The sequence below is a fragment of the Poseidonibacter sp. genome (genome assembly GCF_041821165.1).
Taxonomy (GTDB): domain Bacteria; phylum Campylobacterota; class Campylobacteria; order Campylobacterales; family Arcobacteraceae; genus Poseidonibacter.
This window is the reverse complement of the sequence record NZ_JBGUES010000040.1, coordinates 1-15626: the sequence shown is the minus strand read 5'-3', so window position 1 is coordinate 15626 and position 15626 is coordinate 1. Positions and strand designations below refer to the sequence as shown.

The 15626-nt window shown below is 27.0% G+C and carries 18 protein-coding genes and 1 pseudogene; all 19 read left to right on the top strand.

Features of this window, described 5'->3' with window-relative positions; translation table 11 throughout:
• Positions 1-190 (top strand): annotated as a pseudogene (locus ACERKK_RS05165) (chemotaxis protein); the annotation flags it as partial.
• 9 nt (positions 191-199) lie between these two features.
• Positions 200-919: a flagellar hook-basal body protein gene (locus ACERKK_RS05160; RefSeq protein WP_373772014.1), complete on the top strand. Its 720-nt coding sequence runs from the start codon at positions 200-202 to the stop codon at positions 917-919.
• Positions 919-1323: a flagellar basal body rod protein FlgB gene (flgB, locus tag ACERKK_RS05155; protein WP_373772013.1), complete on the top strand. Its 405-nt coding sequence runs from the start codon at positions 919-921 to the stop codon at positions 1321-1323. Before ACERKK_RS05160 ends, flgB begins: the two co-directional genes overlap by 1 nt.
• A 15-nt stretch (positions 1324-1338) precedes the next feature.
• Complete coding sequence (fliF, locus tag ACERKK_RS05150) at positions 1339-3048, top strand: flagellar basal-body MS-ring/collar protein FliF (RefSeq protein WP_373772012.1); 1710 nt, start codon at positions 1339-1341, stop codon at positions 3046-3048.
• 11 nt (positions 3049-3059) lie between these two features.
• A complete protein-coding gene (fliG, locus tag ACERKK_RS05145; RefSeq protein WP_373772011.1) occupies positions 3060-4070 on the top strand; it encodes a flagellar motor switch protein FliG in 1011 nt (336 codons plus the stop codon).
• Positions 4070-4726, top strand: a complete 657-nt coding sequence (locus tag ACERKK_RS05140) for a FliH/SctL family protein (protein ID WP_373772010.1) — start codon at positions 4070-4072, stop codon at positions 4724-4726. The genes fliG and ACERKK_RS05140 overlap by 1 nt, the downstream gene beginning before the upstream one ends.
• A 48-nt stretch (positions 4727-4774) precedes the next feature.
• Positions 4775-5062, top strand: a complete 288-nt coding sequence (locus tag ACERKK_RS05135) for a FliM/FliN family flagellar motor switch protein (protein ID WP_373772009.1) — start codon at positions 4775-4777, stop codon at positions 5060-5062.
• Between the two features lie 9 nt (positions 5063-5071).
• Positions 5072-5752, top strand: coding sequence for a flagellar hook assembly protein FlgD (locus ACERKK_RS05130; protein ID WP_373772008.1), 681 nt, complete (start codon positions 5072-5074; stop codon positions 5750-5752).
• Positions 5753-5761: 9 nt separating this feature from the next.
• Entirely contained in the window at positions 5762-7222 is a 1461-nt protein-coding gene (locus ACERKK_RS05125) for a flagellar hook-basal body complex protein (protein WP_373772007.1), read from the top strand.
• Between the two features lie 79 nt (positions 7223-7301).
• Positions 7302-9422 (top strand): flagellar hook-basal body complex protein, encoded by a 2121-nt coding sequence (locus tag ACERKK_RS05120; protein ID WP_373772006.1) that lies wholly within the window; start codon positions 7302-7304, stop codon positions 9420-9422.
• 60 nt (positions 9423-9482) lie between these two features.
• Positions 9483-9812, top strand: a complete 330-nt coding sequence (locus ACERKK_RS05115; protein WP_373772005.1) for a hypothetical protein — start codon at positions 9483-9485, stop codon at positions 9810-9812.
• Between the two features lie 8 nt (positions 9813-9820).
• Positions 9821-11824 carry a tetratricopeptide repeat protein gene (locus ACERKK_RS05110; RefSeq protein ID WP_373772004.1) on the top strand — a complete coding sequence of 668 codons (2004 nt, stop codon included), beginning with the start codon at positions 9821-9823 and terminating at the stop codon, positions 11822-11824.
• Between the two features lie 87 nt (positions 11825-11911).
• Complete coding sequence (locus ACERKK_RS05105) at positions 11912-12229, top strand: flagellin (protein ID WP_373772003.1); 318 nt, start codon at positions 11912-11914, stop codon at positions 12227-12229.
• 5 nt (positions 12230-12234) lie between these two features.
• Positions 12235-13113, top strand: a complete 879-nt coding sequence (locus ACERKK_RS05100; RefSeq protein WP_373772002.1) for a FliM/FliN family flagellar motor switch protein — start codon at positions 12235-12237, stop codon at positions 13111-13113.
• A 3-nt stretch (positions 13114-13116) separates the two neighbouring features.
• Positions 13117-13872, top strand: coding sequence for a motility protein A (locus tag ACERKK_RS05095; protein ID WP_373772001.1), 756 nt, complete (start codon positions 13117-13119; stop codon positions 13870-13872).
• A gap of 12 nt (positions 13873-13884) precedes the next feature.
• Complete coding sequence (locus ACERKK_RS05090; protein WP_373772000.1) at positions 13885-14661, top strand: flagellar motor protein MotB; 777 nt, start codon at positions 13885-13887, stop codon at positions 14659-14661.
• Positions 14662-14967, top strand: a complete 306-nt coding sequence (locus ACERKK_RS05085; protein WP_373771999.1) for a hypothetical protein — start codon at positions 14662-14664, stop codon at positions 14965-14967.
• Positions 14968-15345, top strand: coding sequence for a hypothetical protein (locus ACERKK_RS05080; RefSeq protein WP_373771998.1), 378 nt, complete (start codon positions 14968-14970; stop codon positions 15343-15345). It abuts the gene before it with no gap.
• The coding region (locus ACERKK_RS05075) for a hypothetical protein (RefSeq protein ID WP_373771997.1) at positions 15329-15626 on the top strand (298 nt) is incomplete at its 3' end. The genes ACERKK_RS05080 and ACERKK_RS05075, both read left to right, overlap by 17 nt.

Sequence of the window (15626 nt, the reverse complement as noted above, 5' to 3'; positions counted from 1 at the left end):
TGATATTAATAGACAAAAAATTGAAAGAGTAATGTCTGTTATACGAAGATTATCATCATATCTAAATAATTTATTTGAAGATGATGCAGCTACTACTGAAATTGTAGTAGCTAAGCATATTCATGGTGATGATAATGATGATTTAATTGGTGATGATTTAGATAAACTAATTGCAGAATTTGCAAAGTAAGGATATTTTATGAATCAAGGTATGTACCCACTTGCTGCATCAATGGTAAATCAATTAAATAGATTAGATCAAATTAGTAATAACTTAGCAAATGTTAATACTCATGGATTTAAGCAAGAAGGTTTAACTGAAACAACATTTAATCACTATCTAGATAGGGCAAAAGATGAAGGTTTTACACCTTCAAAAATCAATACAATTACAAATAATATACCAAAGATTGATTCAAAGTTCATTCATGGTGAAGTTGGAGCTGTTGTTTCAACTGGAAATACATTAGACTTTGCACTAGAGCAACCAGATACTTTTTTTAAAGTACAAAATAAGAATGGTGATATTGTTTATACAAGAGATGGGGCATTTAAAACAATGGATAATCTACTTGTTGATTCAAATGGAAATCCTGTACTAAATAATGATAATGAACCAATTGTGACTGATACTGATGTTTCTACACAATTGGGTGTTGTTCAAATTGATTATTCAAATTTACAAAAAATTGGTGATAATAATTATAAAGCTAAAAATGAAGATGAAGTTGCACCTTTTGATAATAATAATGGATTAATTATTTCAGGGGCTCTTGAAAAATCAAATGTAAATTCAGTAACAACTATGGTTCATTTAATTGATGCGCATAGAAGATTTGAACAATCTCAAAAAGCTATGACTTCAATTGATGAGTTAAATGGAAAAATAATTGACAAAATTGGGAATAATACTAGATAATGAATGCAAGTGAAGTAACAGCAACTCTTTTTAATAACCTTAATTATAGAGGTGAACGTCAAAAAGTGATATCTAGTAATATTTCAAATATTAATACACCAAACTATAAAACAAAAGAACTAGTATTTGAAAATGAATTAAATAAATCTAAAAACACTATGCTTGAAATGAATAAAACTAATTTAGGACATCTTTCTATGGCTAATACAGGGAATGATTATTCTAAAACAAAAGTTGTTGAAATAAAAGGTTTAGAAGAACAAAATGATGGAAATAATGTTAATTTAGATACTCAAATGGGTGAAATGTCAAAAAATAAAATGATATTTGATGCTATTCAATCTTCAATTAAAAAAGATTCATTATTTTTTAAATCAATTATTGATTCATCTGCTAAAAATTAATAGGATAATTATTATATGGATCAACTTTTAAAATTTGTAAATAATCTTAATTCAGCACAAAGAGCAGTAATCATTGGTGGATTCTCTTTGTTATTTGTATTATTGATTGGTTTACTTATTTATTCAAATATAAAAGCTGAAGATAAAAAATTAAATTATACAATAGCCTCAAATTTAACTAAATCACAAGTAATGCTTGCAAGTGATGAACTTCAAAATGCTGGAATTCAATTTTCTGTTATAGGTTCAGGTAATAATCTTACTTTAAAAACATCAAAAGAGTTTATTAATATTGCAAAGATTAAATTAGTTACAAGTGAAGCTTCTACATCTAAACATGTTGGTTGGGAAATTTTCGAAAAATCATCATTAGGTACTACAAATTTTGAGAATAAAGTTAAATATTTAAGAGCATTAGAAGGTGAATTATCAAGATCTTTAGAGTCATTATCTGGAGTATTGAGAGCAAGTGTAAAGATTGCAATTCCAAAAGATACAATTTTTACTGAAAGAAAAACAGAAACTAAAGCATCTGCAATGTTATCATTAAGAGAAGGTGTTTTTTTAACTCAAAAACAAATTGCAGGTATTAAAAATTTTATTGCATCTGCTGTTCCAAATTTAAAACAAGAAAATATTCAATTAATTGATCAAGATGGTTCTTTATTAGAAAAAACATCTGATGATGCGGATAATCAAAAATCAGTTCTTCAAAATAAATATAAAGATAAACTTGAAAAAGATTATCAAAAAAAGATTATTGCTTTATTAGAACCTTTTGTTGGAGTTGGAAGAATTATTGCAAGAGTTAGTGTTTCTTTAGATTTTGTTAAAAAAAATATTGAAGAAGAAATATATGATCCCGAAGGAACTATTCGATCTCAGCATGTAATTGAAAATATTTCAAGTTCAAAAGGTGGTGGAGCAAATAATGCAGGAGTTGCAGGAGTTGATAATAATATTCAAGAACCTGGTAATGAAAATGCTAATGCTGGTATTAATTCTAATAGTGAAGGAAATAACACTGTTACTAACTATGAAATATCTAAAAAGATAATTAAGCAAAAAGATAATAATTATTCAAGAATAAATAGAATTACAGCTGCTGTTACTTTTGATTCATCAATTTTAAAAGATGTTGAGAATAAAGAAGAATTCTTAAAATCAATTGAAGCCATTGTTCAAGACACTATTAGTTATAGTAAGGTAAGAGGTGATAAAGTCACTGTAAAAGATTTCAAATTCATTGGATTGAAAAATTTTAATGAACAAAATCAAGAAGTTGATGCTAATGGAAATATAATTCAAAATAATAGTAGCATTGATAGCTTTACTTTTGCAAAATCTATTATGAAAGACTTTAGTGAATATTTTCAATATTTAATTGCAGTAATACTTCTGTTTATTTTCTATAAAAAGTTTATTGTAAATCATGAAGTTGTTATTTTAGGAGAAAAAACAAATCCTGATGGAACTCCTATTGATGCAGAAGGTCTTTTTGAAAATGATTATGAAAATGAGTTTGATGCAGATAGTGCTTATGGAAGGCTTAAGTCTAAAATTAAAAGTCAAATGTTAAATAATATTGATGGTTTAGATGAAGAATCAGCTGCTAAATATGCAGTATTTATTGAAGAATTAGATAAGCAGATAAATGATAATCCTTTAGAGATTGCAAAAATGATTGAACTATTACTTTCAGAGGGTAATCAAAGCTTTAAATAAGGTATAAAAAGATGGCAGAAAAAGAAAACTTACATGAGCTGTTAAAAGGTATGTCAATGATGGATAAAATTGCTCGTTTTTTTGTCCTTATTGGTGAAGAATCAACAGTAAAAATATTCCAATATTTACCAAATAACCTTGTAGAAGAAATTTCAACAGCAATTACACAAATAAGTTCTATTAATAAAGAAGAATCTTTAGCAATCTTAGAAGAATTTAACTTATATGTTAGAACAAAAAGTTTTATTACCTCAGGTGGTTATGATTTTGCAAAAGATATTTTATATAAATCATTAGGAAAAAGTGAAGCAGATGCTGTATTAGCAAAACTTTCAAGATTAAAATTAGCAGCACAATCTTTTACTTATTTAGATGGCATTAATCCAAAACAGTTATCAGATTTTATTAGAGATGAATCTCCTCATACAATTGCAGTAATTCTATCTCATATGGAACCAAATAAAGCAGCTGATGTATTAATGCAATTAGATGAAGAAATTAGGGTTAAAGTTACTATGCAAATGGCAACAATAAAAGATGTGTCTCCTGATGTTGTTAGAACAATTTCTGTTGTATTAGAAAAGAAATTGGAATCTTTATTATCATCTATTGTTGATGTTGGTGGTGTAAAAGTTGTTGCTGATATGTTAAATAGACTTGGGCCAAAATCTCAAGATATATTAAAAAATATTAATGGAATCGATACTACTTTAGCAACACAAATTAAAGAAAATATGTTTGTATTTGAAGATTTATTAAATTTAGACTCAGAATATATAATGAAAATTTTACAAAATGTAGATGCTGGTGAAGTTGCTATTGCTATGAAAAATGCTCCTGAAGATGATATGGCTAAAATTACTGGTGCCATGTCTCAAAGAGCTAGAGATAGATTTATTGAAGAGTTTGAAATGCTAAATAAAGTAAAAATTAAAGATATTGAAGCCGCTCAAAGAAAAATGCTAGAAGTAGCACAAAAAATGATTGAAGACGGTGTAATCGATAGAGAAGTGGATGAATAATGCCTAATAATGTATATACTAATGCAAAAATTTTAAATAAAAGTGATTCTGTTCAAAATTATCAATTAGGAACTTTTATTAATAATTCTATTGATCAAGCTCCAACAATGAGTAATCAAATTCTAGATGATAGAGAATTAAATGGAAAAGTTGATCCTTTATTAGTTGAAGTAAGAAATTTGTCGGCGCAATTAAGTCAAATTGCACAGAAAGTTGATAGTATTGAAAATGATGGAGTTAAAGGTAGAGATATCGATGCTCAAGTTGTTCAGTCAATTAAAGACCTTAAACATTATGCAGCTTTTTTTGAACAAGCTACATTTCAAATGGAATCAAAGATACTGAAAACTTCAATATCTATTGCACAAAAAATTATAAGTATTGAAGTAGGTGAGAACTCAGCAAAAATTGCTAAACAGACAATTTCTCATTTATTATCAAAAATCAAAACAGCTTCTAGAATTCAAATACATTTAAATCCTAAGGATTATGAGGTATTAAAAAATGAATTAAATCTTGAATCATTTATTGAATTACATCAAGATCCTAATGTTGCAAGAGGTGGAGTTGTAATTGCAAGTGATTTAGGAAACTTTGATGGTAATATAGAGTCTAAAGTTGCTTCTATGCTTGAAAGTTTAGATACGGTGCTTTAAATTTTAAACTTTATGTTATAATAAAAAATAAAATTAAAAAGTATAAATATGGAAATTACAGAACGAGATTATGACATACTTGTTGATACTGAGATTATTGTTGATGTAATGCTTGGTAATGCTGATATTACAATTGGAGAGTTTTTAAAACTTGATGATGGAGATATTGTTTCATTAAATAAAATCGCTGGTTCAGGTGGTGATATTTATGTTAATAGTAGAATTATTGGAAGAGGTGATATTATCGTAATTGATGATAAGTTAGCAGTTAGAGTTCAAGATGCAATGGATTCAGATAATGTAGTTAGATACTTCTTTGAAGAAAATTTGATATAGGAGATTAATATGGCAACAAATAATATAAATGTTGATAGTGGAGTAGATTTTAGTGGGAATTCTTATACAAATTCAATTAGTAATGATGAATTAACGAATGATGATTTTTTACAATTAATGTTACAAGAATTAAAATTACAAGATCCTACAAAACCTGTTGATTCTAAGCAAATGTTATCAACACAAATGCAAATGTCAACTATTAATACAAATTTAGAAACAATTAATGCAATGAAATCTTTACAAACATCATTTTCTCAAACTGCATTATCAAATGCATCTGCAATTATTGGAAGAAATGTTGAAGACGGTAATATTAATGATGCAGGAATAAATAAAGCATATAAAGTTAGTTCTGTTGAAACTGTTGATGGTGTTGTACAAGTTAAAGCAAATGAATTATTGTATATTCATGAATCAATAGCTATTAAAAATGAAGATGATACTTATAGTGAAGTTCATTATGCCTATGATGGGACTATTCTAGATGAAAATGGTGAACCAACTGGAGAAAGACTATCATTAAACTCTCCTGGACAACCTGTTATAAAAGATGGAAAATTAGAAGTTTTTGATAGTGAAAATAATAAAATCACAGATCATAAATATGAGTTAGGTAATTCTCAGAACTTTGTTTATTCTAATGAATTAAGTACTATTCCTTTTGCTCAAATTACAAAAATATTTTAAGATTGAATTATGGTAAGTTCATTATGGAATGGAATTAGTGGCTTAAACACTTTTGAAAAAGCACTAAATGTAGAATCAAACAATACAAGTAATGTTAATACTACTGGACATAAATCTGATCAAATAAGATTTGAAGATATGATGTATAAAAATGGCTTTGGAAAAGGTACCGCAGTAGAAGCTGTAAGTAAAAATTACACACAAGGACAATTACAGCCAACTACAAGTGCTTTTGATGTTGCTATTGAAGGTAAGGGATATTTTATAATTAAAGACCCTGATACTCAAGTTAATTTATATACAAGATCAGGAAATTTTCAATTAGGTAATGATGGAACGCTACAAACTCAAGATTCTTCAAAAGTTTTAGGTTTAACACCTCAATTAAATACAGTAATTAGCTCAGATCCTACTTTAACTCAGTTTACTAATGTTCATGATAAGTTTATTGCTTCTGCAACTATTAATAACTTAACTTATGTAGAAACAATAAATTCAAAAACAAGTGACTACACAAAAAGTGCTACTGATGGTGGAATTAGTGGCGATGGGTATAAGAGTAAATCTGCAAAGATTAATGATATTGATGCATTAATGTTAGATTATAATTCTAAACTAAATGAGTATTCAAAAAATCCAAATGTTGTAAGTGCTGTATCTTCAAATCAAATTACGGCAATTAATTATTCTAATGAAGTTGATAATTTATTAACGGAAAATGACTTTATAAAAGTTACTATTAATAATACTGAAATAAAACAATATTTTGATACGGATAAAGAGACTACTTTAAAAAAATTTTCTGATAAATTATCTAATATTAAAGGTCTGACATCTTCAGTTGATACAAATACTGGGATTGTTACAGTTACATCTTTAGTTCCTGGTGAATCAACTAAAATTTTCGATAGTTCTATTAATGATAAAGGTGTAATTATAAATAATATTCAAAATGCAAATAAAGGATCTGGTGAATTAATGGTTACTAATTCACGAGATGCATTAAAAGAAGCATTAGAATTAGCAGATGCTAAATTTATGAGTATATCAAATAAGATTTCACTTGTTAATCAAGATGATTTAAATTTAAATGAAATTCAATTACAATTACGTAATTTAACATTAACAGAAAATACTTTCGGTATTGTTAGTATAGAAGAAGGATTTGTTTTTTTAAGAGATGGTGATAATAAATTTTTAGTTGGAAAAGTTGAAACTGCATATTTTTCAGCAGAAGATGAGTTGGATCCTTTAGGAAATAATAATTTTGGTGCAAATGCAGCATCTGGTGATCCAATTAATGCAAGAGATGTTAATGTTCTTCATAGTAAAACATTAGAAGCAAGTAACTCAAATGTAAGAGATAGTTTAACAAATTTGATGATTTATCAAAAAGCATTTGAAGCAAATTCAAAATCAATAACTACATCTGATGAGTTATTAAAAACAGCTATTGCGTTAAGAAAGTAATCGTTTGTTTATATATTAGTATTCTTTTGAATATTAATATATGAACAAAAGTTCATCATTCTAAAATTAAGGATAAATTATGATAGGCGCACTATGGACAGGAATCTCAGGATTATCGTCACAACAAAAAGCTTTAGATAATGAGTCAAACAATATAGCCAATGTAAATACAATTGGATATAAATCATCAAGAATATCATTTGCAGATCAAGTATATCAAGATAGAATCGGAAAAGGTTCTAAGATACTAGATGCAGAGAAATTATATACACAAGGAACAATAAAACCTACAGGAGTGTCATATGATATGGCATTAGCAGGAGATGGATTCTTTACTGTAGCAAATACTAGTCCAAGTGGAATAACAGAAAACTTTTATACAAGAGCCGGAAACTTTAGAATGGGAGATAATGGAACATTACAAGATTCAGCAGGAAATGAAGTTCAAGGCTGGATGATGGTAAATATTGATCCAGATAGTGATGTTTTAAGTACAAATCCAAATGTAAATACGTTTACAAATGATTATAACTTGCCATTATCTTCAAAAATCATAAAATATTCTACTTATGTAGAAACAATAACAGCAAAAGCAACAGATTATAAATCAACTGCAAGAAGTGATTCTCCTACAATATTTTCAGGAGCAGGAGCAAAAACAGCAGGAGCAAAAGTTGCAGATATTGAAGCAGCGAATGCAGATTATGCATCGTGGCTACAAAAATTAAAAGATAATCCAAATGGAGGATCTGCAACATCAACAGCACAAGCTTCTCAAATAAACTTTAAAACAGGAACAGAATCTTTAATCTCAAAAGATGGAGATCAAATATCAGTTTTAATAAATGGACAAAAGATATCACAGAATTATGTATCAGTAACTGCTGAAGCATCAAATTATGCAGCATTAGAAGCAGCAAATGCAACTCTTACAAATCCATTTACACTAACAGCAACAGCATCAACAGCTCCAACATCTGATGATATAATTGTTTTTAATAAAATTGCAAGTCAAATAGAGACATATAAAGGCCTAGCAGATAAAATATCTGAAATTACAGGTTTAAAAGGATATATGGTATCTGAAACTGGAACAACTGAAGATGTATTAGAATTAAGTGATACCTTTGCATTATCAACAGATTATGCAAGTATGCTAAAAGGTATAATTGAGATAAAATCATTAATACCAGGACAAGAGTTTACAGTAACAGAAGTAGTTGAAGAATCAGCTGGAAAAATAATTCAAGGTAATACAATAACAGGGACACCATCAAGAGCAGGAATGGGACTTGGAGCATTAGAGTCTTCAAGAGATGCCTTAGCTCAGTTAGTATCTGGTAAACAACAAGATGTATATACTCCTTCTGATATAGGACTTCCAAATCAATTTACTTATGGTGTAACAATCTATGATAAAGAGACTAAACAAACAATTGAAGTTCCAAGTGCTGGAAATCCAGTAACTTTAACACCAATTGATATAAGAGGAGCAGCTCTTGCAACTGTACCTGTAACATATGCTAATATTACAACTGTAGATGAGTTTGTAACAGCTTTTAATACACAAGCAGCAAATTCAAGTCCTAAATTATCTGATTATGTTGAAGCGAAAAATATAAATGGAAATTTAGTAATTCAAACAACTAATGATAATTTTGATGTAGAGTTTTCAGGTGATTTCAAAAAAGATGCAGGAACGGCTACTCCAATTCCATTAGATACGAATGCTAATTATTCAGGAAGAGAAGGTGCAGGTGCAGAGTTTCTTGAAATTGTAAATAGAGTTGATCAAACAGCATCACAAGGTTCGTTACAATTAAAACTTGATACTTTAGGTCTTACGGATTCTGCTTTTGGAGAATTTTCTATTGATTCTACAGGTTTAATTACTATGAAACAAGATGGTATTTCTTATGCTATTGGACAAGCATCAATTGCTTTATTTAATAGTAATAGAGGATTAGAACCAGCGGGAAATAACCTATTATCAAAAACAACAACAAGTGGTGAGCCAATTTATAATCTTAATAATGATAAAACAGCAGAAGTACAATCTAAAAGTTTAGAGTTAAGTACAGCAGATTTATCAGAGAGTCTTGTAAATTTAATGGTATTTCAAAGAGCTTTTGAAGCAAATGCGAAATCAATTACAACTGCTGATACATTATTAAATACTTTAATCAATTTAAAAAGATAAACTAATAAAAAAAGTAAGTTTTTATACTTACTTTTTTATTTAAAATTATATAGGAAAGTTTTGGAAAATTTTTTTTTACTCGTTATTGCAGGTGTATTATTATTATACTTTTTTTCAAGTGCTAATGTATATAAATCTTTATATAAAAAAGTTAATGAAGAGAAAAATTTATCTGAAGATGAAGTTGCAAAATTAAAGACAATTATTCAAAGATATGAAAAACAAGTAAAAGTTAGTGCAAATACATTATCTAATAGTCATGATAATCTTCAGGTTGCAAGAGATGATCTTCAAGAACTAAGATTAGAAAATATGAATTATAAACATAGAATAGAAGAGCTTGAAAAAAGAAACGAAGAGCTATATGCTCAAGTTAATACAATGGTTTAGGATTAATATTGAAGATAATTAAGATATTTAAATCTCTTTTAGTAACCTCTTTGATTCTTACTACATTAAAAGCAAATAATAATTTATTGGAATCTCAACCAGAAATTATTTTTAATTTTGAGAAACTTGTAAAGTCTCAAAAAAATTTAGCATTGCAAGTTGAATTTAATAAGGCTGTTCTTTTATTAAGTAAAAAAGAGTATAAAGAATCAATAAAAATATTTGAAAAAACTGTATCAATTATTGAAATCCCATCTTTTTTAAATATGGGTATTGCTTATTATAAGTTAAATTCTATTGATAAAGCTGTTATTTATTTAAATAAAATATATGAAAATAAATCAAATGTTCAGAGTAATACTTTTTCATATATGTCTGCGTGTTATTATTTATATGAAATATCTAAAGATGAAAAATACTTAGAAACTATAATTAAAGTATCAAGAAAATTTAAAAATTTATCAGAGCATTCAAAAAGGATGCTAGCTGATACCTATATTATATTAAAAAAATACGAAGAAGCATTAACTGTATTAGATTCAATGGATTATGCAATGGATTTGAAAAAAGCATTAATATATCTAAAATTAAATAATCATATAAAAGCAGATATTTATTTAAAAAAAGCAAAAGAAGTTGCTGTAAATTCTAAAACACTTGAACATATTACATGGTTTATGATTTACTCTGATCTGAAATCAAATAATTTAGAACAACTATTTGAAAATTTAGATAATTTAAATGAAATAAAAAGTACTTTTAAGTCAAATTTAGAATTGCCTTTAGAGATTTATTTTAATAAAAATAAATTTACTCCTAAGCAGTACTTAGAATCATTAATAAGTTTTTCAGATGATAGAAAAATAGATTTTATGTTTTATTTTGCACCTTTTATATTTTCAGATTTACAAGAAGTTATTTATGATAGTTCAAAAGGATTTATCTTTAACTCAGAAGATAATATTCAAAACTTAGAAGAGATGGTTGAATATAACTCAAAATTTTTAGAAATTGTTAAAGAAGACCCAATTATTAGAGTTATAAAGTTAGAGAAATTAATAAAAAAAGATACAAAATCGTATGTTTATTATAATTTAGCATTATCTTATACACAAATAAATGATTTTTATAATGCATATAAATATTTTAATAAAGCTTATAAATTAAATCCTGGAAATAAACTATATGCTGTTATGACTTTAATTACTGCAAAAAAAATAGATTCAAAAGTAAAAGATAAAGAGTATATGGAATCAATTATAAAATCTAAGAATGGTTTATATAATTATTTTGGGAAAGAGCTATATAAGTATTTTTTAAATCCTGAATATAAAACAGAAGTTGAAGCACTAAACTATAAAGATACAATATTTTTTAAAGCAATAGATTATCTAAAAGTACTTGATGCAAAGGAAGATATACAAAATCATACTTTATTTAGTGAGTACAAAAAAGATCCATTAATTTATCTTATGAGGTTAGTTCATAGAAAAAAAGATGAAAGTGATTTATCTTATTATTCTAGACTACAAGATAATGTACCTTTAAAATTTAATAATAATTTTTTAGAAGGACCTTTAATTATTACAAAATATTATATTGATATGTTAAAAGCTTTGGGTTTATTTTCAAAAGCAGATTTAAAAATTGATGGAAAAAAATCACCTTCTTATTTAAAAACAAAAGTACTAAGAGATTTACATTTTAATGCATCAGATGAGAGTATTAAAACATTAGAATATTTACAAAAAGAGTATAACCTTGAAGATAAATATACAATGTATTTAATGGTTGCATCTTTATTGGAATCAGGTCGATATAATGATGCTTCAATTCAAATTTCTTTAATAAAAGCCTTATTAAATGATAAGGAATCAAGTTTTTTAACAGGAGTTCAGTTAATTCAAGATTTAAAAATAATTAGTGCTAAAGAGTATATAAAAGAGCCATTTATTGATTCATTGATTGATTTTAAACTTGTTGGCTTTGATGAGTATTTAGAATCTCTTTAGATTCCGTAACAAATTTATTTTATTTCTTAAAAAATTTATTTTATTTCTGCTATAATAATTAAAAATCCTCATTTAAAGGAGAACATTATGGAACTTGGTAGAATAGCAAATATTGATCAATCTAAATCAAATAATATTGAAAAAGCAGAAAAAATTAGTGAAGTTAATGCGCAAGATAGAGTTATTCAAGACGATCAATACAAAAAGATTCTTGGAAAAGAACAAGTTATTGATAAAAATGAAGTTATATTAGATAATGTTAGATTTGGTTATAACAAAAATTCAAAAGATTTTTTTGTAAAGATAACTAGAGGTGAAGCTGAATATAAATATCCAACAGAGGATATGATGAAAATGAAGGCTTTTATATTACAAGAAATTGAATCTTTACAGAATAAAGGTTAGTATAATTGTCATCTGATTTATCAAATTTATTTAAAAGTGAACTTTCTAATACATTAGAACAATTATTATCAAAAAGTTCAATAGTAGAAACTGTAAGTCCAGCTCAAATTGATACTTATTCTTCAACTCAATTTATTGAGTGTAACGTCAATTTTGATTTTAAGGATATATCTTCTACGTGTCTTTTTTTTATTCCAACAATAAGTGCTGTAAAATTTGAGTATTTTATGTTGGGTGGAATGGGAGATTTAAAAGAGCATATTGATGATGAAATTACAGATGCAGTAAATGAAATAGTATCAAATATATGTGGTAGTTTTAGTACAACAGTAAATGCCCAAGGTTTTGATGATATAAAATCTTTAAAATCAGAAATTAAAAGTGCAACAATTGTTGAAGGTTCAAAGTTAAATTCAGTTTCGAATTTATATGAATTTATGTTATCTTTAGATAATGAAAAATTACCAATTATATTATCTTTTGATGAAAGAATGTTGCCTTTTTTTTCAGCAATTACAGGAGTAGAAAGTGTAGCTCCTAGTGCTGAAGTACATAATGTAACAGCACCTGTTTTTAATGAGTTGCCTTCTTCTAATAATGTAGAATCAACTGTAAAAACGCCAAAAAATTTAGAACTTTTATATAGTATAAAATTAAAATTAAGCGTTAGATTAGGAACAAAGGTAGTTTTATTAAAAGATATTTTAACATGGGATGTTGGTGAGATAATCGAGTTAGAACAAATGGTTAATGAACCTTTAGAGATTTTAGTAAATGGTGTTAAAATTGGTGAAGGTGAAGCTGTTATTGTTGAAGGAAAATTTGGATTAAAAGTAAGAAAAATTGGTAATGCTTCTTTAAGGCTTAATCAAATAGGATTGTAATTTATGGATAAAACGAGTTTAGGTGGTTTAGTTGGAGGATGGGGTCTTGTTGCCCTAGCTATTATTTTAGGTGGAGTTGGATTTGGTCCATATATTGATGTTCCTTCAGTAATTATTGTTGTTGGTGGTTCAATTGCTGTTACGGCAGGACAATTTGAGGGATCTGATTTAAAAAGATTTACACCAGCATTAAAAGTTGCTTTTAATGAAGTAAAAGTTGAGAGCCTACCTGAGCTTGTTGAAAAAATCACATTTTATGCTACTGAAATAAAAAAACATGGTGTTATGCAAATTGAGCAAAAAGTTATGGAAGAAACAAATCCATTCTTTAAAGAGGCTTTTCAGCTTTTAGTTGATGGAACAAAACCTGAAGTATTAGAACCTTTACTTGAAACAAAGCTAGAGCATATGGGTAAAAGACATGGTGTAATGATTTCTATGTTTGGAAATATTGGTGGAACAGCTGGTGCAATGGGTATGATTGGTACTTTAGTAGGTCTTGTTGCTATGCTTGCAAACCTTTCAGATCCAGCTGCTGTTGGACCTGCTATGGCGGTTGCTTTACTTACAACAATGTACGGAGCATTACTTGGAACACTTTTTGCAGGTATTATAGAAAGTAAACTTGCACAAAAACATGAAAAAGAAGTAGTTGCTTGTGAAGTTATAATTAGAGGGTCTTCAATGATTGCAGCAGAAGAGTCAATTGGTAATATTAAAATGCAATTAAATGCAATTCTTACTGAAGTAATGGAGTAAAAGTAATAAATTATGGCTAAAGATAAATGTCCAGAATGTCCTAAATGTTTACCAGGTTGGCTTGTACAATTTGGTGACTTAATGTCATTATTATTAACATTTTTTATTTTATTACTTTCTATGGCTGTAATGGATAAAAATAAAGTTGAAGAATATTTTGATGTAATGAAAAAGGCAATGGGATTTATAGATGCATCAACTGATGTTGAAACACAATCTGACAGTTATTCAACTAAAGATGGTAGTTCTAATTCTGATGAACAAGATGTAAGTGAATCAACAGCTGTTGAAGAAGCTGCAGAAGAAATCTCAGTATTAGTTAAAGAGATGAATTCAAATTCTCAAAGTGAAAATCAAGAAATTGAAATTGAAAAAGATAAAAATGAATTTACTTTAGATATTCCTTCTTCTATTATGTTTAATGACGGCGAATACGATTTAAGCGATCCTGCTGCAAAAAGATTTATTGCAAAAATTGCAAGATTAATAAGAACTATGCCTAAGACTTTTAATATTGAAATTATAGGTCATACAGATACAAATAGAATTAAAAATGATTCTATTCCTAGAGATGCTTGGGATATATCAGCATTAAGATCAATCTCAGTAGTAAAAGAGTTAATAAGAAATAGAATTGAACCTTCTTTATTAAAAGTTTCAGCATATGGCTCTTATCATCCAAAGAGTGAAGTTTCTGCTGATAATAGACGAGTAGAAATTAGATTCTTTACACAAAATAATAAAGAAGATATCTTAAGTGAAGAAAATTTCTTTGATAGGTTGGAATAAATGGAAATAAATAGCAATAATTTAGTTAACAAAGACATTTTTAACAATAATAAATTAAGTCAAGTTAATCCAGAAAATTTAAAAGATGAAGAATTAAAACGTGTTAGTGATGAGTTTGAGTCTTTTTTTTTAAATCAAATAATGGATGTTTCTCTTCGTTCAACTGATGTTGCAGGAAAAGGAGCTGGTTCAGATATTATCAAAGGAATGTATACACAAACTATTTCACAAAGTTCAGCAGGAACATTTGGTATTAGTAATATGTTATATGAATTCCTAAGTAGAGATATAAATAAAGGAAAGTAAATGATTTATGAAATAGTTGATAAAATGTTTGTACTTATTACTGATTTAGAAGCTTCAATTGAATTAGATATTGAAGATATTAAACAAGCAAAACATGAATCTCTTTTAAATAGAAATGATCAGAAACATTATATGATTGAAGAAATTACTAATTTAAAGCAAGAATTAAATCAAGAATTAATCTCAAAAATGCAACAAGGTGAAGATATTGATAAATATAGAGATAAGGTAAATTCATTAGAAGCTGAACTTCTAAAATTATATGAATCTAATAAACGTTTAGCATCGCTAGTTCTTCCTGTTCAACAAATGTATAAAGATTTAGTAGAAGAAATTACAAATGCCAATGGAGGGCAAATTTTTGATATTAAGGCTTAGTTTATTAATTACTTTATTTTCTTTAAATGCTTTTGCACTTAAGGTTTTAGTTTCTAAAGAATCTATAAATTATGAAGAAAAATTAAAAACATCAGATGTTAAAATGATAAATATTCAATCATTAGTTAAAGCTTGTAATCCTTTAACATTAAAGCAACTTAGTAATAATGAATATGTTACAACTCACTATATTAATAAAGATTCAGTTATTTGTTTAAAAGATGTGAAAATATATAAAAAAGAGTCAGTTATTTTTAGATTTGGTTTATTGGAAATTGAAA